Source organism: Streptomyces sp. NPDC037100 (assembly GCF_055606225.1).
In genome coordinates, this window is record NZ_JBVJSX010000019.1 from 20,375 (window position 1) to 41,363 (window position 20,989).

At 68.7% G+C, this 20,989-nt stretch carries 20 protein-coding genes and 3 pseudogenes; 12 read left to right on the forward strand and 11 right to left on the reverse strand.

The window, feature by feature from the left end:
* Position 1: 1 nt before the first annotated feature.
* Complete coding sequence (locus ACZ7EG_RS37760) at positions 2-481, reverse strand: cation:proton antiporter regulatory subunit (RefSeq protein ID WP_471089011.1); 480 nt, start codon at positions 479-481, stop codon at positions 2-4.
* Between the two features lie 404 nt (positions 482-885).
* Between ACZ7EG_RS37760 and ACZ7EG_RS37765 the strand changes: the two genes are divergently transcribed.
* The 6 genes from ACZ7EG_RS37765 to ACZ7EG_RS37790 all read left to right on the forward strand — a co-directional run bounded on the left by ACZ7EG_RS37765 (position 886) and on the right by ACZ7EG_RS37790 (position 8,210).
* On the forward strand, positions 886-2,223 hold the full coding sequence (locus tag ACZ7EG_RS37765) for a hemolysin family protein (protein ID WP_471089013.1): 1,338 nt from the start codon (positions 886-888) through the stop codon (positions 2,221-2,223).
* Entirely contained in the window at positions 2,220-3,245 is a 1,026-nt protein-coding gene (locus tag ACZ7EG_RS37770) for a hemolysin family protein (RefSeq protein ID WP_471089015.1), read from the forward strand. The genes ACZ7EG_RS37765 and ACZ7EG_RS37770 overlap by 4 nt, the downstream gene beginning before the upstream one ends.
* 184 nt (positions 3,246-3,429) lie before the next feature.
* Positions 3,430-4,545, forward strand: a complete 1,116-nt coding sequence (locus tag ACZ7EG_RS37775) for an acyltransferase family protein (protein WP_471089017.1) — start codon at positions 3,430-3,432, stop codon at positions 4,543-4,545.
* 191 nt (positions 4,546-4,736) lie between these two features.
* Positions 4,737-6,074 (forward strand): hemolysin family protein, encoded by a 1,338-nt coding sequence (locus tag ACZ7EG_RS37780; protein WP_471089019.1) that lies wholly within the window; start codon positions 4,737-4,739, stop codon positions 6,072-6,074.
* Positions 6,071-7,090: a hemolysin family protein gene (locus ACZ7EG_RS37785; RefSeq protein WP_471089021.1), complete on the forward strand. Its 1,020-nt coding sequence runs from the start codon at positions 6,071-6,073 to the stop codon at positions 7,088-7,090. The genes ACZ7EG_RS37780 and ACZ7EG_RS37785 overlap by 4 nt, the downstream gene beginning before the upstream one ends.
* A 166-nt stretch (positions 7,091-7,256) precedes the next feature.
* On the forward strand, positions 7,257-8,210 hold the full coding sequence (locus tag ACZ7EG_RS37790; RefSeq protein WP_471089023.1) for an ion transporter: 954 nt from the start codon (positions 7,257-7,259) through the stop codon (positions 8,208-8,210).
* A 124-nt stretch (positions 8,211-8,334) separates the two neighbouring features.
* On the opposite strand, the gene ACZ7EG_RS37795 is transcribed toward ACZ7EG_RS37790, so the two are convergent.
* The gene (locus tag ACZ7EG_RS37795; RefSeq protein ID WP_471089025.1) at positions 8,335-8,766 is read right to left on the reverse strand and encodes a type II toxin-antitoxin system PemK/MazF family toxin; all 432 of its coding nucleotides are present in this window, start codon (positions 8,764-8,766) and stop codon (positions 8,335-8,337) included.
* Positions 8,767-8,782: 16 nt separating this feature from the next.
* Between ACZ7EG_RS37795 and ACZ7EG_RS37800 the strand changes: the two are divergent.
* Positions 8,783-9,441, forward strand: a pseudogene (locus ACZ7EG_RS37800) (TerC/Alx family metal homeostasis membrane protein); the annotation flags it as partial.
* 63 nt (positions 9,442-9,504) lie between these two features.
* The gene (locus ACZ7EG_RS37805; RefSeq protein ID WP_471089118.1) at positions 9,505-9,966 is read left to right on the forward strand and encodes a TSCPD domain-containing protein; all 462 of its coding nucleotides are present in this window, start codon (positions 9,505-9,507) and stop codon (positions 9,964-9,966) included.
* Between the two features lie 972 nt (positions 9,967-10,938).
* Here ACZ7EG_RS37805 and ACZ7EG_RS37810 read toward each other — a convergent pair.
* The 3 genes from ACZ7EG_RS37810 to ACZ7EG_RS37820 all read right to left on the reverse strand — a co-directional run bounded on the left by ACZ7EG_RS37810 (position 10,939) and on the right by ACZ7EG_RS37820 (position 12,940).
* Positions 10,939-11,721, reverse strand: a complete 783-nt coding sequence (locus ACZ7EG_RS37810; protein WP_471089027.1) for a hypothetical protein — start codon at positions 11,719-11,721, stop codon at positions 10,939-10,941.
* A 442-nt stretch (positions 11,722-12,163) separates the two neighbouring features.
* The gene (locus tag ACZ7EG_RS37815; RefSeq protein WP_471089029.1) at positions 12,164-12,331 is read right to left on the reverse strand and encodes a hypothetical protein; all 168 of its coding nucleotides are present in this window, start codon (positions 12,329-12,331) and stop codon (positions 12,164-12,166) included.
* A 78-nt stretch (positions 12,332-12,409) separates the two neighbouring features.
* Positions 12,410-12,940 carry a hypothetical protein gene (locus ACZ7EG_RS37820; RefSeq protein WP_471089031.1) on the reverse strand — a complete coding sequence of 177 codons (531 nt, stop codon included), beginning with the start codon at positions 12,938-12,940 and terminating at the stop codon, positions 12,410-12,412.
* Positions 12,941-13,229: 289 nt separating this feature from the next.
* On the opposite strand from ACZ7EG_RS37820, the gene ACZ7EG_RS37825 reads away from it, so the two are divergent.
* From ACZ7EG_RS37825 to ACZ7EG_RS37835, 3 genes are all read left to right on the forward strand, one after another.
* Entirely contained in the window at positions 13,230-13,583 is a 354-nt protein-coding gene (locus ACZ7EG_RS37825) for an SPDY domain-containing protein (RefSeq protein ID WP_356918463.1), read from the forward strand.
* 104 nt (positions 13,584-13,687) lie between these two features.
* Positions 13,688-13,978, forward strand: coding sequence for a hypothetical protein (locus ACZ7EG_RS37830; protein ID WP_185015125.1), 291 nt, complete (start codon positions 13,688-13,690; stop codon positions 13,976-13,978).
* Positions 13,979-13,993: 15 nt separating this feature from the next.
* A complete protein-coding gene (locus ACZ7EG_RS37835; RefSeq protein ID WP_471089033.1) occupies positions 13,994-14,815 on the forward strand; it encodes an SPDY domain-containing protein in 822 nt (273 codons plus the stop codon).
* Between the two features lie 554 nt (positions 14,816-15,369).
* Here ACZ7EG_RS37835 and ACZ7EG_RS37840 read toward each other — a convergent pair.
* Positions 15,370-16,061, reverse strand: a pseudogene (locus tag ACZ7EG_RS37840) (hypothetical protein).
* 78 nt (positions 16,062-16,139) lie between these two features.
* Between ACZ7EG_RS37840 and ACZ7EG_RS37845 the strand changes: the two are divergent.
* A pseudogene (locus tag ACZ7EG_RS37845) lies at positions 16,140-17,068 on the forward strand (IS5 family transposase).
* A 16-nt stretch (positions 17,069-17,084) separates the two neighbouring features.
* On the opposite strand, the gene ACZ7EG_RS37850 reads toward ACZ7EG_RS37845, so the two are convergent.
* The 5 genes from ACZ7EG_RS37850 to ACZ7EG_RS37870 all read right to left on the reverse strand — a co-directional run bounded on the left by ACZ7EG_RS37850 (position 17,085) and on the right by ACZ7EG_RS37870 (position 20,930).
* Positions 17,085-17,348 carry a hypothetical protein gene (locus tag ACZ7EG_RS37850; RefSeq protein ID WP_471089035.1) on the reverse strand — a complete coding sequence of 88 codons (264 nt, stop codon included), beginning with the start codon at positions 17,346-17,348 and terminating at the stop codon, positions 17,085-17,087.
* 98 nt (positions 17,349-17,446) lie between these two features.
* A complete protein-coding gene (locus ACZ7EG_RS37855) occupies positions 17,447-17,890 on the reverse strand; it encodes a hypothetical protein (RefSeq protein WP_471089037.1) in 444 nt (147 codons plus the stop codon).
* 441 nt (positions 17,891-18,331) lie between these two features.
* The gene (locus tag ACZ7EG_RS37860; RefSeq protein ID WP_471089039.1) at positions 18,332-20,074 is read right to left on the reverse strand and encodes a relaxase/mobilization nuclease domain-containing protein; all 1,743 of its coding nucleotides are present in this window, start codon (positions 20,072-20,074) and stop codon (positions 18,332-18,334) included.
* On the reverse strand, positions 20,071-20,379 hold the full coding sequence (locus tag ACZ7EG_RS37865) for a mobilization protein (protein WP_471089041.1): 309 nt from the start codon (positions 20,377-20,379) through the stop codon (positions 20,071-20,073). Before ACZ7EG_RS37865 ends, ACZ7EG_RS37860 begins: the two co-directional genes overlap by 4 nt.
* A gap of 314 nt (positions 20,380-20,693) precedes the next feature.
* Positions 20,694-20,930, reverse strand: a complete 237-nt coding sequence (locus tag ACZ7EG_RS37870) for a hypothetical protein (protein WP_471089043.1) — start codon at positions 20,928-20,930, stop codon at positions 20,694-20,696.
* Positions 20,931-20,989 lie beyond the last annotated feature (59 nt).

The following is a 20,989-nucleotide window of genomic DNA, read 5'->3' on the forward strand; positions in this document are numbered from 1 at the left end:
GTCAGCCTTCGACGATGCGCTGGACGCCCGCGATGCCCTCGCGGGTGCCGACGACCACCAGGACGTCCCCGGCCCGCAAGGGCTGGGCTGGCCCGGGCGAGGCGATGACCTCCTCGCCGCGCACGACGGCCACGATCGAGGCACCCGTGCGGGTCCGGGCCCGGGTGTCGCCCAAAGCACGGCTGGCGTACGGGCTGCCGGGGCCGATCTGGATCTGCCCCGCGCTCAGGCCCGGCACCTCCCGGGTCAGGTCGGCGAACCGCTCGGCGATGCGCGGGGCGCCCAGGATCTCCGCGACAGTGTCGGCTTCCTCACTGGTGAACCGGAGCACCGGCCGGGCTTCGTCGGGATCCTCCCCCTCGTACACCATCAGCTCGAAGTCCCCGGACCGTCGGGCGACGATCGCGACGCGGTCGCCGTCGCGGTTGACGAACTCATAGCGCAGGCCCACTCCGGGCAGCAGGACTTCGTTGACGTCCACCCGCATCATCCCCATCAGCTGTGCATCAGGCCTCGGCCCGGAGCAGCGGTCCGGGCCGCTGCCATGGATCTTCGGCACACACCGCTCGCCACTCGAGCCGCAGCACCTTCGGTGGCGTGGCCACGCCCTGGTTCGGTACAGGAGACGGCCAGTGTGATGACCCGGAAGCGGACGTCGGCAGGGCCGATCAGTCCTCGAAGGGCAGCCAGGTGGACCTCTTGCTCGCCCAGACCCGCTGCTTTGCGAGTCCTTTACAGTTGGTGTAGAGGCAGGCGATCCTGTTTCCACCCACTGTCCACGTGTGATACGAGAAGGAGCGACGTTCCCCCGATGGGTGAGCCTCCCAGTACCAGCCGTGCCTTGGCCCGCCGGACTCTCGCGATCGAGGGAGCGGGGGTGGCACGGTGACCGAGGTCCTGCTGCTCCTGCTGGCCCTCCTGCTCACGCTGGCCTGCGCGGTGTTCGTCGCCGCAGAGTTCTCCCTGACCACCGTCGAGCGCGCCGACCTGGAGCGTGCCGCCGAGGCCGGCGAGCGCGGCGCGGACGGTGCGCTGAAGGCCGTACGACGTCTCACGCTGCAGCTGTCCGGCGCCCAGCTGGGTATCACCGTCACCTCGCTGGTGATCGGCATGCTCGCCGAGCCGTCCCTCGCGGCGCTGCTGCGCGGTCCACTGCGGGCGATCGGCCTGGGCGCTGCCGCCTCGTCGGTGGCGACCGTGCTGGGCGTGGTCATCTCCACCGTCGTGCTGATGGTGGTCGGCGAACTGGTGCCGAAGAACTGGGCGATCTCGCGTCCGCTGGCGGTCGCGAAGGTGGTCGCCGGTCCGCAGCGCGCTTTCACGGCCGCCTTCGGCCCGTTCATCGGGCACCTCAACGGCACCGCGAACCGCTTCGTACGCCGCTTCGGTCTTGAGCCTGCAGAAGAGCTGGCCTCGGCCCGTACCGCCGAGGAGCTGGGCGCGCTGGCCCGGCACTCGGCCGCCGAGGGGGCCCTGGAAGCGGACTCCGCGGAACTGTTCGTACGGACCCTGCACCTGAGCGAGCTGACGGCGGAGAACGTGATGACGCCGAGGGTCGACGTCAAGGCCCTGGAGGTCCACGCGACGGCCGCAGACGCGGCCAACCTCTCCCACGCGACCGGGCTGTCCCGCTTTCCCGTCTACCGCGACAGCCTGGACGAGGTGGTCGGCACCGTCCACATCCGGGACGTGCTCGCCCTAGAGCCGGAGAAGCGGGCCGCCACCCTGGTCACGGAGCTGACCGCGGAGCCCTTGCTGGTGCCCGACAGCCTCACCGCGGACCGGCTCCTGGAGCGGATGCGCGCGCACCGCACCATGGCCGTGGTCATCGACGAGTACGGCGGCACAGCGGGCGTGGCGACCGTGGAGGACATCGTCGAGGAGGTCGTCGGCGAGGTCCGTGACGAGCACGATCCCTTCGAGGCACCCGATCTGATCCCCGCCCCGGCGACCCGGGACGGACGCGCGGTGTGGGAGGCGGACGGAAGCGTCCGCATCGACCAGCTCACGGACCTGGGACTCACCGCGCCGGAAGGACCGTACGAGACGGTCGCCGGCCTCGTCGCCACCCGTCTGGCCCGCATCCCGGGCAAGGGTGACGTCGTGCACCTCGACGGCTGGCAGCTCGAGGTGCTGGAGGTCGAGCACCACCGCGCCGACCGGATACGCATCACCGAGTCGGCCGCCGCATTGCCCGCCCAGCTCATGGAGGAGGCCCGATGACGGCGCTGCAACTGGCCATCGGCGCCCTGACCCTGCTGACCAACGCGTTCTTCGTCGGAGCCGAGTTCGCCCTGATCTCCGTGCGCCGCAGCCAGATCGAACCGCGCGCCCAGGCGGGCAACAAGCGGGCCCGGATGACGCTGTGGGCGCTGGAGCACCTCTCCGCGATGATGGCCACGGCCCAGCTCGGCATCACTGTCTCCTCGCTGGTGCTGGGCGCGGTCGCCGAGCCCGCCATCGCGCACCTGATGGAGCCCGGCTTCGAGGCGGTGCACCTCCCGCACGCCCTGGTGCACCCGGTCGCCTTCGTCATCGCGCTCACCCTCGCCACCTATCTGCACATGCTGATCGGCGAGATGGTGCCGAAGAACATCGCGCTGGCCGCCCCCGTGCCCAGCGCGCTACTGCTGGGCCCGCCCCTGGTGGCGCTCACCCGGGCACTGCGGCCGTTCGTGTTCGGGATCAACGCCTTCGCCAACGTCCTGCTCAAGCTGCTGCGCGTGGAGCCGAAGGACGAGGTCGAGTCGGTCTTCACCGACGACCAGCTCGCCCGTATGGTCGTCGACTCCAGTGAGGCCGGGCTGCTCAGCCCGGCCGATGGTGAGCGGCTGCGGGACGCGTTGGAGCTGGGCACCCGGCCGGTGGGCGAGATCGCGGTCCCGGCGCAGCGGATGCGCACCGTCGACGACACGGTCACCCCTGCCCGGCTGGAACGGCTGGCGGCCGAGGCGGGCTTCTCCCGCTTCCCGGTCACCGGCCCGGACGGCACGGTCCTGGGCTACCTGCACATCAAGGACACCCTCGGCCTGACCGACCGCGACCGGCCCTTCCCGCGCACCGCGCTGCACAAGGTCACCCGCGTGCGCATCGACACCCCGCTGGACGACACCCTCACCGCCCTGCGCGCCGAGGGCAGCCATCTGGCCGCCGTCGTTGGGGAGGGCGGCAAGGTCATCGGCTTCGTGACCATGGAGGACGTGCTGTCCGAGCTGGTCGGACCGGCGGCGTCGGCCACCGCGTGACCGCCGGGCCGCCTCGTGAGCGCCCCCCGCATGCGGCGGCTCGGTTCATGTGTGCCCAACTGGCGTGGTCGGAGCGGTCGCACAGAGATGTTGGTTAGGGTGCTCACGATGTTCTGTGCTCACACCACAGCCGTATCCGCTGTAAGACGAGGAGCCGAGGGCCCGGGTTGCTTCGGGAGGGCCGATGAGTGACACCCTGCGCTCGGTTCCCCTGGCCGCTGAGGAACAGCGGGAGCAGTCACAGTTCGGCCACGTGAGACAGGGCGAGACTGTTGCTCCGACAGCGGCGCCGAATTCGGTCCAGCAGCGGGACGCGTTCTTCGACAACGCGAAGTACCTGGCGATCGTGCTGGTGGCGGCAGGGCACGCGTGGGAGCCGCTGCGGGAAGGCAGTCGGGCCGTCACCGCGCTGTACACGCTCGTCTACGCCTTCCACATGCCGGCGTTCATCGTCATTGCCGGCTACTTCTCGCGCACTTTTGACGCGGGCCCCGGGCGGATCAAACGGCTGGTGACCGGGGTCGCCGTTCCGTATGTCGTCTTCGAGGTGGCCTACACCTTCTACACCCGGTGGACGGACCAGGAGCCCGACCGTCCGATCAGCCTGCTGGACCCCCTGTACCTGACATGGTTCCTGGCGGCGCTGTTCATCTGGCGGCTGACCACCTCGGTCTGGAAGAGCGTGCGCCGGCCGCTGCCGCTCGCGCTCGCCCTCGCGATGCTGGCGACCCTCTCGCCGTCCATCGGCAATGACCTCGATCTGCAGCGCACACTGCAGTTTCTGCCGTACTTCGTGCTGGGTCTGTTGCTGAGGCCGGAGCACTTCCGGCTGGTGCGCCGCCGTGAGGTGCGCCTCCTGGCTCTGCCGGTCTTCGCCTGCGCGCTCGCGATGGCCTACTGGGCCGTGCCACGGATGAACTACGCGTGGTTCTTCCACAGCAACAGCGCCGAGGAACTCGCCGCACCCGACTGGCACGGGCCGGTCATGACGCTGACCACCTTCGGCTGCTCGCTGGTTCTGGTCGCCTGTTTCCTTGCATGGGTGCCCGGGCGCCGGACGTGGTTCACGGTGCTGGGGGCGGGCACGCTGTACGGCTACCTGCTGCACGGCTTCTTCGCGCAAGGGGCGAAGTTCTGGGGCTGGTACGACCCCGCCTGGGTTCACCAGCCCATCGGCGTTCTGACCGCGACCCTCGTTGCCGCTGCGATCGTGACCGTGCTGTGCACTCTTCCCGTCCGGCGGGTCTTCCGCTGTGTGACGGAGCCGAGGATGGAGTGGGCCTTCCGGCGGTTCAGGTGACGGGCAGTCCTGTCGGCGCCGTGCTTGGGCAGGCGCCGGGAACATGATTCCGGCCAGGATCGTTGTCCGGATGCACCCCCAGACAAAAGGAGCAACCCCTTGTCCGCCAGATCGACGGACCCCTCGGGGCACAGTCCCCGACCATCCCGCCAGGCATTCCCTGAGCACGGCACGCGGCGGGATGGTGTTCGATGAGTGCCGCGAACGCCCTTCTGGGGCTGCTGGCCGTCTTCGTTCTGACCGCCGGTACCGGATACTTCGTCGCCCAGGAGTTCGCCTACGTCTCCGCCGACCGCCTCGCCCTTACCCGCGAGGCCGAGGCCGGTAACCGGAAGGCCGCCCGTGCCCTGAAGGTGCTGGAGCGGCTGTCGTTCATGCTGTCGGGCGCACAGCTCGGCATCACCGTCACCGGGCTGGTCGTCGGGTTCATCGCCGAGCCGTCGGTGTCCGCGCTGCTCAGGCCGGTGCTGTCGGGTGTGGGCATCCCTGACGCGGCCGTCAGCGGAATCTCGGTCGTGCTGGCCTTCGTGCTGGCCACGGTCGTGCAGATGGTGCTGGGTGAGCTGGCCCCGAAGAACCTCGCCATCGCCGTGCCGGAGCGGCTGGCGAAGGCACTGGCGGCCTCCACGCTGGCGTACCTGAAGGTCGTCGGCCCCTTGGTGCACGTCTTCGACAGCGCGGCGAACAAGCTGCTGCGCAAGGTCGGCATCGAGCCGGTGGAGGAGCTGCACCACGGCGCCACGCTGGAGGAGCTGGGCCATCTGATCGGCGAGTCCCACGAACAGGGCGCGCTGCCGAAGGACACCGCCGCCCTGCTCGACCACGCCCTGGAGTTCTCCGAGCGGACGCTGGACGAGGTGATGGTGCCGCGCGTGGACGCTGTCTTCGTCCGCAAGGACGCCACCGCCGCCGAAGCGGTCGACCTGATTGCCAAGCACGGCCATTCCAACTACCCGGTGCTGGGCGACCACCCCGACGACATCAATGGCGTCCTCGGCGTAGCCGAGCTGATGCACCTGCCGGCCGACCGCCTCGCGGGCACCACGGCAGGCACGCTCGCCCGGCGGTCACTACTTCTTCCGAGCACCCTGCCGCTGCCCGATGCCGTGACGCAGATGCGGGAGCGAGACGACGAGTTCGCGGTCGTCCTGGACGAGCACGGCGGCGTGGCGGGCATCGTCACGTACGAGGACATCGCCGAGGAGCTGGTCGGCGACATCGCGGACGAGTCCGACACCGTCACTGAGATCGCCGTCGCGGACGGCGACGGCTGGCTGGTGGACGCCGGACGCCGGCTTGACGAGGTGGCCGAGGCCATCGGCATCGAGCTGCCCGAGGAGGAGGACTACGACACGGTGGCCGGCCTGATCGTCGACCGGCTGGGCCGCTTCCCGACCATCGGGGACCGGCTCACCCTGGAGCTGCCTGAGGGCGGCATCGCGGTGATCGACGTACGGACCCTCGACCGGCACGTGCCTGAGCGCGTGCGGATCGAGCGACCGGCGCCGGAGACGGAGGAGCTGGCATGAGTTTCCCGATGGCGCTCTTCGTCACCGTGCTGCTGCTGATCGGCAGCGGGTTCTTCGTGGCGGCCGAGTTCGCGCTGGTCGCCGCCAAACGGCACCGCATGGAGAAGGCGGCGGCCAAGGGGCGGCGCGGCGCCGGGGCGGCCCTGGCAGGTATGCGCGAGCTGTCGCTGATGCTGGCCGGTGCCCAGCTGGGCATCACCGTGTGCACGCTGGGCCTGGGCTCGGTGTCCAAGCCGGCGATCTCCCACGAGCTCGACCCGCTGCTGCACAAGCTGGGGCTGCCCAGCGCGCTCAGCTACGGGATCGCGTTCGCCGTCGCCATGATCGTGGTGGTGTTCCTCCACATGGTCGTGGGTGAGATGGCCCCCAAGTCGTGGGCCATCGCCCACCCAGAACGCAGCGCGATGCTGCTCTCCCCGCCCTTCCGGGCCGTGGTGAAGGCAGTACGCCCACTGATCCGGGTGCTCAACGCGATCAGCAACGCACTGGTACGGCTCTGCAGGGTCAGCCCGCGCGACCAATTGGCCTCCGTCCACAACCGGGAGCAGCTCACCCACCTGGTGGCCGAGTCCGAGCGGCTCGGCCTGATCAGCGAGACGGACTCGGAGCTGCTGACTCGTTCGCTGACCGAGCCGGAGACCCCGGTGCGGGAACTGCAGGTGCCCGCCGCCGAGATCACCTCGGTCGACGGCGCCGCCGGTCTCGACGAGATCCTGCGTCTCACCGCGGCCCGTGACCGCACCCGGCTCCTGGTCCGCGAGCACGACACCGTCCTCGGCTCCGTGCACGCCCGTGACGCCGTGGTGGCCCGCGCCCAAGGGCGGACGACCAGCGCCCGTGCTCTGGCCCGTCCGGTGCCCGAGCTGACCGAGGACGCCACCGTCGCCGACGCGATCGACCTGCTGCGCCGGCGGCGCGCCTCGATCGCCGTGGTCCGCGACGCCTCCGGCAGGCTCACCGGCATGGTGAGCCTGGACGACCTGCTGGCGCGTTTCCTGCAGCCTCAGGCGGCGTGACCGTAAATCCCGAGCGCGAGTTCCCCGGTTTCCCCGGGGCGCTCGCGCATTGGTAACTACAGTGCTGTAGAAGTCTCTTCTGGAGCTTGATCGCCCGCCGGGCAGCCGCGCCCGGTGGGACCGGCCGGGACGGCCGTCGCAGGTACGGAAGAGAAAAGGCAGCAGGATGCCGCAGCACCCAGACCAAGTGGCCGAGATCATGGCTCCGCCCGGGCGTCAGCGACTTGCGCTGTATTGCCGCGGTGTCACCGAGACCCGCTGGTTCGCCCTCACCGTCTTCGCCGTGATCCTCGCCAACGCCGCGCTGCTGGGCCTGGAGACCTACTCCGGTCTCGTCGCGGAGTGGCACGGCTGGTTACGGCTCGCCGAGCACGCTTGTCTGGCCGCCTTCACCGTCGAGATCCTGCTGCGCATGGCCGCGCACGCCGACCGTCCCCGGGACTTCTGGAAGGACCCGTGGAACGTCTTCGACCTCGCGGTGATTCTCTGCACCTTCCTGCCTGTCGTCCGCGAGAACACCACCGTGCTCCGGCTGCTCAGGCTGGCCAGGGTCCTGCGGACCGCCCGCTTCCTGCCCCAGTTGCGCATCGTGCTCGTCGCAGTCGCCCGAAGCCTGCCCGGCACCCTGAGCTTCCTGCTCGTCGGCGCCCTGCTGCTGTACCTGTACGCCATGGTCGGCTGGGTCTTCTTCGGGCGCCACGACCCCGAGCACTACGGCTCCATCGGCCGGGCCGTTCTTACCCTCTTCCTGCTGATGACCCTGGACGGCATCGGCGACGCCGTCCGGGCCGGCCTGGAGATCTCCCGCTGGAGCCTCCTCTACTACGCCTCGTACGTCCTGCTCGCCGCCTTCGTCCTCGTCAACGTCCTCATCGGCGTCGTCATCACCTCCCTCGACGAGGCCCGTGACATGGACGAGGAGCGGGAACCGCCGCGAGCACGACGCCCGACACCGGAACCACAGGACCAACAACTCCTGCTCCGACGCATTGATGCGGCCCGCCGCGCCTTGGACGATCTGGAGCGGGAGCTCGCCCGGCCAGCCGAGGCCGTGCCCCTTCGAGTGAGGGAATCCGAGGAAACGGAACAGCCCAGGCCGAGGGCGGAGGGGCGGACGTGATGCCCAATACTCCAGCCGTAGATCGTGATCTCGATGGTGAGGGGCGTCGAGGTGGCAGGTGTCCAGCGTGGATCATCTCGCCCGAGATCGACCGTGCCGTCGAGGGCGTCGGCTCCTTCTCCGTCTACCCGAGTTCACCGCGACGGAGGGCGTCCCCTATCTCGCTGAGCTTCGCGGTCGTTGCCGGGGTCCGCTCCTGTGCTTGTTCAGCGAGTCGGAGGGCATCGTCGATCTCGCTGAGCTTCCCGGAGGACAGGACGGCCGCCCGCTCTATCAGGTCGTCCCGGGACACGGTGGTCAGCCACGTGCACGGGGTGAAGCCTGGACACGGGAACGCGAGCCGCAGCACGCCATCGAGCGGCAGCCCTTCACCGGCGCCGACCGTCACTTCGATGCCCAGACCGCTGATGTCGAGGCCCGCCGGAGCGACGACCTGCATCACCTGGAACCCGGACGCGTCGTCTCCTGACAGCAGTACGACCAACCTCCGCTCATGCCCCCTGGAGCGCAATGCCGGACACTCCTGTATAGGGCTGGCGTATTCCGCGCGGGCCATGATGAGGGTGTTCGGCGTGCTTGAGGTCCCGCTCTGGCTGTGGGGGGCGTTCGCCGCGACGGTGGTCGTGTCGCTGGCGGTGGACCTGCTGTCCCACCGCACCGCGCACATCATCGGCTTCAAGGAGGCCGCCGCCTGGAGCGGCCTGTGGGTGAGCCTCGCCCTGATCTTCGGCGCGGTCGTCTTCCTCGTCCTCGGCACCACGGCGGGCACCGAGTACACGACCGCGTGGCTGCTGGAGAAGAGCCTGTCGGTCGACAACCTCTTCGTCTTCGCCGTGATCTTCGCCTACTTCAAGGTGCCCCGCGCCTACCAGCACCGCGTGCTGTTCTTCGGCGTCATCGGCGCGCTCGTCTTCCGCGGGATCTTCCTCTCCCTCGGCGTGGCCGTGGTCAGCCGCTTCACCGCGGTGCTGTTCGCCTTCGCGGCGGTCCTCTTCTACAGCACCTACAAGCTCCTCAAGGACGAGCAGGAGAGCTTCGACCCGGGTAAGAGCTTCGCCGTACGGATGCTCCGCAAGCTCATCCCGGTCGCGACGACTACGCAGGGGCGAAATTCTTCGTCAAGGAAGCCGGCATACGGATGGCGACCCCGCTGCTCGCGGTGGTCGCCGCGATAGAGGCCGCCGACCTGATCTTCGCGGTTGACAGTGTCCCGGCCGTCCTCGCGGTCAGCACGACGCGAACGCGCAGCGGGGAGCACGCTGTCGAGCCGACCCGGCAGCATCTTCTGCGGCGCATGCAGTCGACGACCCGCTCGTTCACGGTCGGCGAGGGCAAGGGGTACCTGACCGTCGCATGCACCGAGGACGGGGCCCCCGCCGAAGTGCTGATCCGAATGGCCAAGCAGGGCTCCACGCTCGCGGGCATGATGGACGCCTTCTCCTCGACCATCACCCAGGGCCTCCGGCATGGGGTTCCGCTCAGGGCGTTCGTCACCGACTACGTCGGAATGCGCTTCGAGCCCGCCGGCCTCACCAACGACCCAGAGGTCAAGCAGGCCAGTTCCGTCATGGACTACGTCGGCCGCCGCCTGGCCCTCGACTACCTGCCCTATGACCTCCGGGTGGAACTCAACGTCCTGACCACCGAAGAGCGGGCCACCAAGGAAGCCATCGACGGAGTCGGCGACGCCGTGTGGACCGACCTGGTGGGCCTGTCCATGTCCGCTCCTCTGGTGGCACGACCACGCCGTAGCTGACCCCTCAGCCTGGCCCGAATGCGGTCGTGGAACGGACGGACAGCGGACCAGGTCACCTGAGACCACAATCGAATCGGGCCAGACCACTTGAGGCGGAAGTCAGATCATTCGAGACGGGACAGCACTCGTCCCGAGGCGGTAATCCAGCAGTTCGCGTCCGTTGTCAGCGAAGCCAGCCGCTTTGCCATCCAACCCAGTCGTCGCGGTATGCGCCAATGAAGACCCGTAACACGGTTGATCCCTCGGTGTCCCTGCAAGGACACCGAGGCCATGCCGACGCGCGTGAGCTGCGCACTCTCAGATGGGAGAGTTGTTCATATGAAAGAGGTGCGCTGCGAGCGATGCGACAACATCATCGGCCTGGGGTGCCCCTGCCCTCCTGATGGCAGCGTGCCCAAGGCGTACCCGGAGACAGGACGTGTTCGGCAGGAGTGGCGGCGGTTCCCCGGCAACGCCATCTTGATCAAACAGAGTGGTAAGGCGCACGTTCCGGGCGCCTGCGATCACATGACAGAAGACGAGGTGCGGCCCCCGAAGTGGGGTTGGATTCTCGATCCGTCCCCCGGGGATTGGGACCGTATCAGCGAAGGCAGTCCAGCCGTTGCCACTGGCGGGAACGCGCAGCTGCGGGCGACGAGCCGGTGCATGACGTGCATGGGCACTCTCGGCAGCTGATGATCTGCGGGGCTTGCTGTGCTGTGGGGTAGCTGACCAGAGGGCCGATGGCTTGCCGTCGGCCCTCCTTCGTTTCGTGGTTCTGGGCACGCCGGATGCGGCGCGACTCAGTTCGACAGCAAAACGACTGGGTTCGTGCAGGATCTCGCAGCTCGTGTGATGCAGCGCATCGTGCCCTGCGGTTTCGCCCGAGTCTCGCGCCGTGTCCCGGCCCGCCAGTCTCAGGGTCGTTTCGGAATCCTCGGACCGGCGCTCGCCTGAGCGACGATCTACCCGCGCCCTGACCGGCGGCCAGGCTCAAGTGCTGCCATCGAGATGCGAGCGAGCCGCTTGAACGAAGTCTGTTCGCACTTCGTGGAAACGCTGCCACCGCCCGTGGGGGTAGCGCTCCACAGCCTCGCTTAGCGACAGCTGGTGTGCGTACGTGAAAACGAGGGCCGTGGTGTCAGAGGCAGATAGCAAGTCCAAGGCGAGGATCTGGAGGCCGAGGCGCTGTCCGTACTCCGTGCTGCCCGGGTTGTCGGATTCCATTCCCCGCAGCTCGCGTAGAGAACTGAGAGCCGCCGCGATCGGCCGATGCTGATCGGAGGAAACTTCGCGCTGCTCACGCTGCCCGGCTTCTTCGAGTACTCCCATCGCTCGTGCGGCGGTAAGTGCCTGCTCCAGCTCGAAGATCGTCTGGACCATGGCGCCCTGCAAGGCGTAGCCCTTAGAGACGATCTGCTCAGGTCCTTCGAGCTCGATCTTGCGATATGCGTCGGTTGCGCCCACAGACCGAGAATGAGCCACTTCGAGTCCCAGCTCGGCCTCCGGCAAATCTTCGTCAGCGAGATGTCCTGCTACCTCTCCCGCAGCCAGCCTGAACTCATCCACGGCGCCGAGATATTCGACCCAGACGTCGCGCCTTACGGTCCGACGCCACTGTGCATTTTGGTCTCGTCCCTGAGTCTTGACCGTTTTGATGGCTGCGTTCGCCTGCTCCTGCATGCCGCGTGCCTGCCAGCGGGCCCCAAACAGGCCAAGCGCCACGCCTGCCACCGCGATCAGCGCCGCGAGTACGGCAGCTGTCCCCTCATCCATCCCGGCATTGTTTCACGCCGAAGATCACGCTAAAGGGGAACCCGGCCGCGCCGACTGGCGGCTGCGAATGCGACGGGGTAGCCGGCCAGTCGCAGCCAACTGGCCACTGAGCGGCCACGGTTCGTGAAATTCGGCCACGGGGCCTGAGATCCCACAGTTCGATGTCAACGGACAGTTCTGTCCGTTGACAGCGAAGCTAGTCGGCTGGATGCCGCTGACCAGCGACGACTAACTTCGTTGTCAAAGCGGTCTTGCCGCCCTGGCCGTGTACGCGGCCTCTGACCTGCATCGACTGGGTTCGATGACAAGGAACCGCCACGGACTCGGTTCGGTGTCAGCGGACTCGTGGGACATCAGTTGCGTGCGGCCACTGGACAGCGTCGGCGCCCCACACGGAAGGGGTGGAAGGTTGAACTGGTCATCCCCCCGTGCCACCCGCCACTCACTCCCGGTTCTCTACCTCCCGCCGCTCACGACGCTTGCGATCTTGCTCTCGCGCGCGCTGCCGTTGCATCAGCAGCTCCTTGCGGTCACTCGACTGCTGCGGCCAGACCGCGCGCAGGACGACCCCCACACCGGTCACGACGATGAACAAGAATGCGATGCCCAAGACAGCCCACCACGGGGCAGAGTCCGGCAGAAAGAACACGACTTGAACCTTCCGACCTAACAAGGGTCGGCGGGTCGCTTAAGCAGCTAGTACGGCGCTCCCCAGCGCGCTGCGCCCGCCCCGAAGACTGATCACGGGGAAGGCGGGGTTCGGGCCGCGAGGAGCGACCTGGGGTGATGTATCAAGGGGTCGCGGTGCCCAGATCACACAGTCCGCCGGCCTCGGCGTCAACGATGCGAGTAGAGCCATCAAGCTGCGGCGCTGAAAGCTCACGTAATAGGCGAGCAGTTCTGCTAGGGCAGCAAGATACTCAGTGACGAGACTTGGGTCGTGAACACCTTGCGCGTCGCGAAGGGCGTCCGCCGCCTTCGCGAGCCGGGTTTTCGCGCTTTCGACGGAAATGTACGTGTGGGCAGGGCCAGCGTGAGTCTTGCTGCCCAGCAGCCGCTCTTCGAAGATCTTCCGGAAGTCGTCAGACTCCCAGCCCAGGGCCGCCGCTTCACGAACTCGTGGGTCACGGATTGCTACCCGAAGCTCATCTTCGAGGATCAACAATTCAACGCCGGTGATGTCGATCCCGACTTCCAGCGTGTTAGTGGCGATCACCATGTCAAGGTCACACGCTCCTGGTGTTGGCCGCTCGGACCCGCTCATCGTCACCTTCCTCCTCTCAGTGTCTCGTTCGTCAAGATCGACAGAAGTGTATCTGGCGGGACCGACATCACTGCCAGAAAGGCCGAAGCGACAGGGTTCGTTGTCAAACGACTGGATTGGATGTCAAAGGACAAGTTCGCCGGGGGCAGACAGGAAAGATCGCGGAAAGACTGGCCAACGGGCGCGAGGGCATGTCAACGTAGACGACCTTGCAAGAAACCCCAGGTCAGAGAGGTGATTGCCCGTGACCGTAGCCCCTGCGGGCCCCGGTTTCTCCACCACCGTCGAAGCCCTGCGACCGCGGGAGTGGCAGCTCGGCCCCGGTCAGCCGACCCTGGTCATGGACCAGTTTTCCGCCGAGGACTTCCACCTGATCGTCGATGATCGCGCGGACGTGCACGTCAGCTCCAAGGACGGCCGGTTCTACCTCGGCTGGTTTCCGCTCGGCCGCCCCGGCACGGATAGCGAGGGATGGAAGATCGCTGTCACCGGAACCGCCAAAGTCCGCGGCTACCAACTGTCGTTCGATACCGAGACGCCGGCCGACATCGTCGCCGCCACCGTAGCGAGTGTGCTGGAGACCTCACGCCGCCTCTGACAGCGCGGACACCGACACGTAGTGACCGCCCTGTGAGCGCTGGCCGTACCGAAGGCCGGCCCGTTCCACTGCCCCCGTTTCCCCCGAACCCCAGGAGGCTGTCTGTGACGTCCCCGGAGATGACCGTCGGCGATCTCATCGACCTGTTGTCCGGCTGCGACCGGAGTGCTCCGGTCCGCCAGGCCATGAACCCCTTCGCCCCGATGGCGCACCGCTTGGCGCAGGTCCTGCAGTCGGTCGACGAGACCGGCCAGACCGTCGTCTACCTCGCCGAAGGACCCGACCCGGACGCACAGCTCGGCCACCTTCCGCCGGAGGTCGCCATCGCCCTGACGTGGCAGGGCCCCGTCCAGGCACCCCCGCGCCGCCCTCGCCGCCGCGCCGGCGGCAACTAGACCCGCACCGAGCCCTTGGAGGCGCCCCTGTACCCCCACTTCCCGCCCGACTCGTCCGCCCCGCGTGGCGGACAGCCCGCGTTTTGGGTCGGCCCCCGGCACTTGGCCGGTGACGATGGGCGCCTCTACGACGTCGTCGCCGACGCGCTTGTCGGCCTGGGTTGGACGAGCCTGACGATCGTCCGCGGACGGCACGAGCCGGACGAGGCGCCGGAGGACCGCCAGGTCCTGCGCAGCACCGTCCTGCACATCAGCCCCGATGCCTTGCGCTGGGCCCAGTGGGGCCTGGCGGACGAGCCGTTCCACTTGGGCGAGCTGCCGATCGCCTGGCAGATTTCCGCCCGAGCCGAGGCGAGCAGCCCGCTCGCCCAGTGGTCGGCCTACTTCACCCGTGACGTCCCCGGCGAGGCGGTGGTCGACTTCCTCATCGCGCTCGACGCTAGCGACCAGCCTGCCGTGCCGCTCGCCGGATCCGAGCTGGTCCTTGACGCTGTCGCCGCCCACGGATGGTTCCGCGGCATCGACCAACCCGAGGCGGCGGCGATGGACCCGACGTTCACCTCGCACATCAGCCTCGGCGAGGTCCCGCCCCTCATCCAGGACGCCGACCCGCGGGCCCTGTCCGCCGAGGACGACGAGACGGGACCGGCCGGATGGCAGGCGTGGGCCGAGCCCGCGCTCGGCGCACCGTGTCTGTGGGCGGCATCGTTCGCCGCCAGCGTCCCGCACGATCTCGTCGCCGCCTTCGCCGCCTCCCTCAGCTCGACCGCACCGGTCCTGCGGCGGGTACTGCCCGAGGCCACCCAGGAGCGCCTCCTGCGCGCGCCGGCCATCTAACGTCCCGCGCACAACTCTCGACGATCGCAGTCCGGCACCCTCCCAGTTGGGGGGGGGACTTTCTTGCTTCTCGGGTGAAGTGGCCCGGTCTTCGATGCCCAAGAAGAATTGCCGCCCGTTGATGGAACGATGTAGGAGGCGGCGATGCACCCCAGCCCCGGCGCCTTTACGGTCATCGCTCTCATCGTCGCCGCAGTGGCAGGCATTTCAGCAGCACTGAAGCTCCGGGCAGGGGCAACTCCTCCATGTGACGCGGGTCTACCAGCACGGCCGCCGTGGCTCCAAAGCTGTCGTGACCTGGTGCGACACCGGGCGGCAGCAGGACGCCTGGTTCTGGAACTGGCACGGTTCCCGCAGGCGCGTACCTGCTCGTGAACGCCTGCAGCGGCTACGGGCCGCACAGTCACAACCCGAACGTGCTCTGCTTCCAGCCCGGCCAGGTCCGAGCCTGGGTACCAGGCCAAGCCGCTCGCGCCGCTCAACGCGTCAGCCAGTAACGCACTGCTGCCCCCGACCTGCGGTGGTCGGAGGCAGCAGCGTGACGTGCACGCAGGTCAGCTCGTTGCCGTGGCCTTGTCGAGGGCCTTGTCGAGGTGGCGGTCGACGAGGGCCGGGGAGCCGGAGAAGACCAACAGCAGGTTGCCGTCGCGGATCGCGGTCTGCTTGACCACGGTGCTCCGTCCCCCGGCGATGAACGTCAGGAGCTGGCTCCACTGCTCGTCACCGCTGGCGTGGGGTGCGGGCAGCTTCTGCGAGGTCACGTCGACCGGGGTGCCGCCCGCGACGACCTGATAGGTCGGGCAGCCGGTCATGGCGTCGAAGGTCCGGTGGATGCCGTCGGAGAGCTTCTTCACGCTATCGCTGTACAGCTCCTCGGAGATCTCCGAGGAGCTGCCGCCGTAGGTGAAGTCCGCCTTCGCCTTGTGCGGGAAGGCGAGCGTGCCGCCAGTCGCCGCATCGCCGCCCAGCTCGCTCAGGCGGGGCAGCCGATGACGGTGACGTCGTCGTGCTGGGCCCGACGCTCCGGCTTGGGAAGGTAGCCGCTGCCGAGGTCGCGCGGGTCGAGCAGGCGGGACTCGAGCACGGCCGAGGAGAGCGCGGCCGGCTTCTGGACGGCGTCGGCCGGCTTTCCGGTACGGGAGGAGGGGGGCTGGTGCTTGGATCCGGTGGTGTCGGTGGAGCAGGCGGGCACGGCGAGGAGGGCGGCGGTGATGCCGAGTACGGCGGTGGCAACGCGAACGCGCATGACGGAACTGACCCCTTGGTGCTAGGACTTGTCCGGCCGATCATGTGACTACTTCGGCCACAGGTCGTTGATGTGGACATGGGGCGGGGAGATCTGACGGATGCCGAGTGGGAACGGCTGCGGCCGTTCCTGCCGGTGCGCAACGGTCGTTGCGGCCGGTGGCGGGATCACCGTCAGGTGATCGACGGGATCCTGCACCGGGTGCGGACCGGCGTTCAGTGGCGGGACCTGCCCGAGCGGTTCGGCCCGTGGAAGACCGTCTACGAACGGCACCGGCTGTGGTCGGCCGACGGCACCTGGGAACGTCTGCTTCAGCAGGTCCAGGCCGCAGCCGACGCGGCAGGTGAAATCGACTGGGACATCTCGGTGGACTCCACCATCGTCCGCGCACATCAGCACGCGGCCGGGGCGCGCATCGATCCGCCCCCTGCGCCCGCCTCAAAGGGGGCCGACGAGGTGGAACACCAGGACGAGACGCCGTGGCAGAGCCTCGTCGGCCGCCTGGTGGAGGTGGTGCTGGAGGTGAGGGCATAGGTCGTTCGCGGGGCGGGTTCACCAGCAAGGTCCATCTGAGAGCGGACGGCCGCTGCCGTCCGCTCTCTGATCATCACGCCAGGTCAAAGTGCGGACTGCACCCAGTTCAAGCCGGTCGTGGAGAAGATCCGCGTCCCCAAACTCGCCCCGGGCAGGCCCGCCAGAAGCCGGACAGCCTCGCCGCGGACAAGGCATACAGCAACAGGCCGTGTCGCGAGTACTTGCGGCGGCGGGGCATCCGGCACGCGATCCCGGAAAAGGCCGACAGCAAGGCGGCCCGTCTACGCAAGGGTTCACGCGGCGGGCGGCCACCGGGCTTCGACGAGGAGCGATACAAGAAGCGAAACACCGTCGAACGGGCTATCAACCGTTTGAAGCAGTCCCGAGCTGTCGCCACTCGATACGACAAGCGCGGTTACGTCTACCTTGGCACCGCGACAGCGGCAGCCGTGGCCATCTGGCTCCGGACCTGAAGATCCACAACCCAGCTCAAAGACCGCCCTCGGCCGGCCTCTGGTGCCCACACGGCACTCGGCCTCCGTTCTTGTCGAAGACCTCGGCATCGTTGCCAGAGTTCACCCACACCGTGATGCCCTGACCATGCACAACCACATTGAACGGCGACTCCTCCGCCTCCGTCTCAGTCACCACCGTGAACTCCTCACCCGGACGCATCCAGTGATCGGTTCCCCATGGCTCGACCCACAGGCAGAGCATGCTGGTGGTTTCGTTGCTCACGCTCGTCTTCGACACGCCCGCACCCTAACCAGCAACATGATCGGCCGGACAAGTCCTAGGCGACGGGTGGTCAGTGCGGGCCCGCGGGCCCGGTGGGGTCGTAGGAGTGGTGGTCAGTGCCCGAGGTGGCGCAGGCAGTCCTCGAACGTGGCGTGCGTCGCGTCCGCCGGCCCGGAGTGCCGGTTGTACCAGGCGGTGTCGATGCGGGTCTCCTGCTGCTGGTGTCCGGCCCTGCAGCGCAGCCAGATCTCACCGCGGGTGGAGAGGATGAGCCAGTCCCGGTATGCGCCGCACTCGGTGCAGGCGGCCATCTCGCCGTCGAGGACGAGGGGCTGCTTCCACGGCATCATCTTGCCTTCGACCTGGTCGTGGCTCGGCACCCGCAGTTCCGGCGGGAGGAAGTCGTCCACGATGGCGGCTGGCGCGGCGGACTCCGGCTCAGGCGCCGGCACTCCGAAGCCGGGCGGGACTTGGCCCTGCAGCTGCACGTACAGCTCTGCGAACTGTCTCTGAGCTTCGCTCGGCTCCTTGGCCCTGCGGCGTATCCGGTGAAACACCTTGGCGTCCTCCTCTACCTCAGCACCTCGTCCTGGGCGTTTCATGATCGTGCCCCACGCCCCCGGCGGTTTCAATTCACAAAGTCCACAGTCACCTCCGGCCAGGTCAGCAGAGGTCTTCGGCTTCTCGGCTGCCCAGATGACGAGTTGGCCACGATGCGTGTCTCCATGCGCCGGGGTGGCCATGCCAGGGTGTGCCCGATCACACGCCATCGTCTCCCTCGACCGCTCAACTTCGCGACGCCTACTGGCTCGACTCGCCCTACCTGCGCCACGCCCGTCCGTCCTGCGGGTGCACGGATGCCGACAGCCCCCACATCGGACCTGGTCGCCACCGAGGTTCGATGTGGCGCACGCCCATGCTCTGGATTGCGGGGGAAGCGGCGGCGCGTCCCCTTTTCTCGGTGATGCGCTGAGTCCGAGTGCAGGTACCCGGCGGGCTCACAGGGTCTTACGTGCTGTGTCCTCTCCGCTGCGCTGCCTGCCGGGCGCGGAGGGCCTGGTGGTCGTCCCGCGCGTTGCGGACTGGCGCCCTGCGGTGCTGATCTCGGACAGGTGGGAGGCGTCGGCGGGCAGATCGGCGGTCCGCCGCATCCGCCACACGAGCACGTCGCTGACGGAGTCCGCGGTGCCGAGTTCGCGGCGGCCGGCAACGTCGGACAGAAGGACGGCCGTGTCGTGGCCGGCGGCTTCGGCTTCCGCGATGGTCGCCGCCAGGGCGTACCAGCCGGGTTCGGCGAGGATCTGCTCGGCCAGCTCCGGCAGCGCCTCGCGCAGCAGCACGGTCTGCCGCTGGAGCATCGGTCGGCTCAGGCGTCGGCCGCGCTGGTAGAGCACGCCTAGGGGCTGGGCGGCGGCGGCCTGGTAAGCGGTGCGCAGGTGCGCGGCGGCCCGGGTAGCGGCCTCGGCCTGCTGGGCGTGCCCCTTCCTGGCGTGCCAGTGCGCGGCGGCGGTGATGAGGAAGAACAGCATGTCGATGGCCATGGCCGTGGTGGCTCCGTCCTCGCCGCGGCCGAGGGCCGGGCCGCCTTGGACGAGGTCGCGGGCGGCCTGCCGCAGGGCTCGATCGTGCCCGCGCACGGCGCGGACGTGAGAGCGCGAGGCCCGTTCGAAAGCCGCTGCAGCGTCGCGCAGTTCGCGGCGAGTGTGGGCGGCGGAGGTCTTGGCAAGGGCATCCAGGACCTCGCCAGCCGCTGCGATGTGGGCGGCGGCGACCGCGTCCTCGCCGTGCTCGACGACGAGCACGGCCTGCCACACGGCCGAGGCCGTCCCGCGGCGTGCGGCGGCCGGACTGCCCGGCCCCGTACGGATCGCACCCTCCCGCCGGGCAGCCGGAACGTCCTGCGCGTCACCGGCCCAGCGCTCGCGGATGCGGGGCAGCGACAGGTCGGGGGCCAGGCGCGCGCCGGGGTAGAACACCGGCTCGCCGTCCTTGTTCAGGTCATCGGGCAGGGCGACCTTGTATCCGAGGAGGTCGCCAGAGGGAGCGGCGCGCTTGCGGATCAGGAGGCCGGCGGCGGCGAGCCGGTCGAAGAACTCCTCGTCGCTCCTCGCGCCGGCCACCGCCCGTCGTACGGTTTCGCGCAGTTCCTCGCGGGCGGTGCGCTCGCGACCCTGCCGCTCGGCTTTGTGGCGTTCGGCGCTGGTGGGCCGTTGGGCTGCGGTGCCGTCGCCGGGTGCGACCTGGTGGAGGCCGAGTTCTTTCTCGATGAGCCGGGCTTCTGCCTGGGCGCGGGCGCCGGAGCGGAAGTCGTCGGGGCGGTGGCCGTCCTCGGTGACGAGGGTGGCGACGATGTGGATGTGGTCATCGGCGTGGCGTACGGCTGCCCAGCGGCAGCCGGGCTGTCCGTCGCCGGGGTCGATGCCGGTGGCGGCCACGATGCGGCGGGCGATGTCGGCCCACTCCTCGTCGGACAGGATCCGGTCGCCGGGGTCGGCGCGTACGGAGGTGTGCCACACGTGCTTGGCCGGGCGGGCGTGCTTGGCGAGGGCCATCACGGGCTGGTCCAGGAGCTGCTGGAGGTCTGTGAGGGTGGCGCTCGGGTCGCGGCCGGGGTTGGGTGACATGCCGTCGAAGGAGGCGACGAGATGGGGGTCGGTGTGATCCTCGTACTTGCCGGTCTCGTAGAGGTAGTAGAGGAGACCTCTGGTGTCCGACCCGGACGGGTTGACGCTGGGGATCATGAGCCGTGGTGCTCGATCAGCCGTGTGGCTGCTTCGTGGGCGGTTTCGGCGGCACGCCGTACGGCGGCGACGGCCGCTTCGAGCTGAGGAACGTCTGCACCGGAGTTGAGCGCCTTGACTGCCTGGTTGAGATTGCTGCCGGCCCAGCCGAGCCGACGTCGGCTGTCGAACAGGGCTGTGATGACTTCGCGTTCGTCGGCGATCTCGGCACTGGTGCGGTTGAGGTCGCGGGCGGCGGCGAGCGCGGAGCGGGCGAGGAACCCGGCGACGGACAGATTGCACTGGGCGGCGGCGGACTTGACCACGGCGAACTCATCATCATTGAAACGTGTGTTGGGCTGGTGGAGGCGCTTCTTCTCGGGCGACTGGCGCGGACGCTGGCGGGCGCGAGGAGCGCGCTGTCGGCGTACACGCGGTTCAGTCTGCTTCTCCTCCTGCCCTGGCTTCGATCCGCCCCCGGTCGAAGCCTCAAGGACCTGCGCCCCCCGGTGCAGGTCCTCTCCCGCCCCCGAGGGGGCGGGTTCGGCGGAAGCTACGCTTCCGCCCCAACTTGCTCGCCGGGAGACCGAGTTGGAGTCGGGATCAGGTTCCGGGGTGGCGCCGTTCTTGCGTGCGTTCGTCATCGGGATTCGGGCCTCGTAGAGCGGGTGCGCTGCTGGATGGTTGCGGCCAGCGCGAGGACACCGGCTGGGCTGGCAAGGACGCGGACCGGCCCGTCGGGGCGGTCCTGGACGAGCCACTGCCCGGTCGGCGTGAGGACGACGGCGTGTAGGAGTTGCTGGCGGACCAGGACGTCCGCCCAGGCATCGGCCTCGGCGACGGTGGGCTCGGAAGAACGAGGGGGACGCGGAATCACGGCGTACCTCCTAAGCGGGGCGGTGGCCCGGCACGGAGCCGGGCCACGTTTGCGGGTAC

Excerpts from the sequence above, each read along its gene's own strand:
- ACZ7EG_RS37770 (WP_471089015.1), top strand. The coding sequence starts at position 2,220 with ATGACGGCGCTGCAACTGGCCATCGGCGCCCTGACCCTGCTGACCAAC.
- ACZ7EG_RS37775 (WP_471089017.1), top strand. The coding sequence starts at position 3,430 with ATGAGTGACACCCTGCGCTCGGTTCCCCTGGCCGCTGAGGAACAGCGG.
- ACZ7EG_RS37780 (WP_471089019.1), top strand. The coding sequence starts at position 4,737 with ATGAGTGCCGCGAACGCCCTTCTGGGGCTGCTGGCCGTCTTCGTTCTG.
- ACZ7EG_RS37785 (WP_471089021.1), top strand. The coding sequence starts at position 6,071 with ATGAGTTTCCCGATGGCGCTCTTCGTCACCGTGCTGCTGCTGATCGGC.
- ACZ7EG_RS37790 (WP_471089023.1), top strand. The coding sequence starts at position 7,257 with ATGCCGCAGCACCCAGACCAAGTGGCCGAGATCATGGCTCCGCCCGGG.
- ACZ7EG_RS37795 (WP_471089025.1), bottom strand. The coding sequence starts at position 8,766 with ATGGCCCGCGCGGAATACGCCAGCCCTATACAGGAGTGTCCGGCATTG.
- ACZ7EG_RS37805 (WP_471089118.1), top strand. The coding sequence starts at position 9,505 with ATGCAGTCGACGACCCGCTCGTTCACGGTCGGCGAGGGCAAGGGGTAC.
- ACZ7EG_RS37810 (WP_471089027.1), bottom strand. The coding sequence starts at position 11,721 with ATGGATGAGGGGACAGCTGCCGTACTCGCGGCGCTGATCGCGGTGGCA.
- ACZ7EG_RS37820 (WP_471089031.1), bottom strand. The coding sequence starts at position 12,940 with ATGGTGATCGCCACTAACACGCTGGAAGTCGGGATCGACATCACCGGC.
- ACZ7EG_RS37860 (WP_471089039.1), bottom strand. The coding sequence starts at position 20,074 with ATGATCCCCAGCGTCAACCCGTCCGGGTCGGACACCAGAGGTCTCCTC.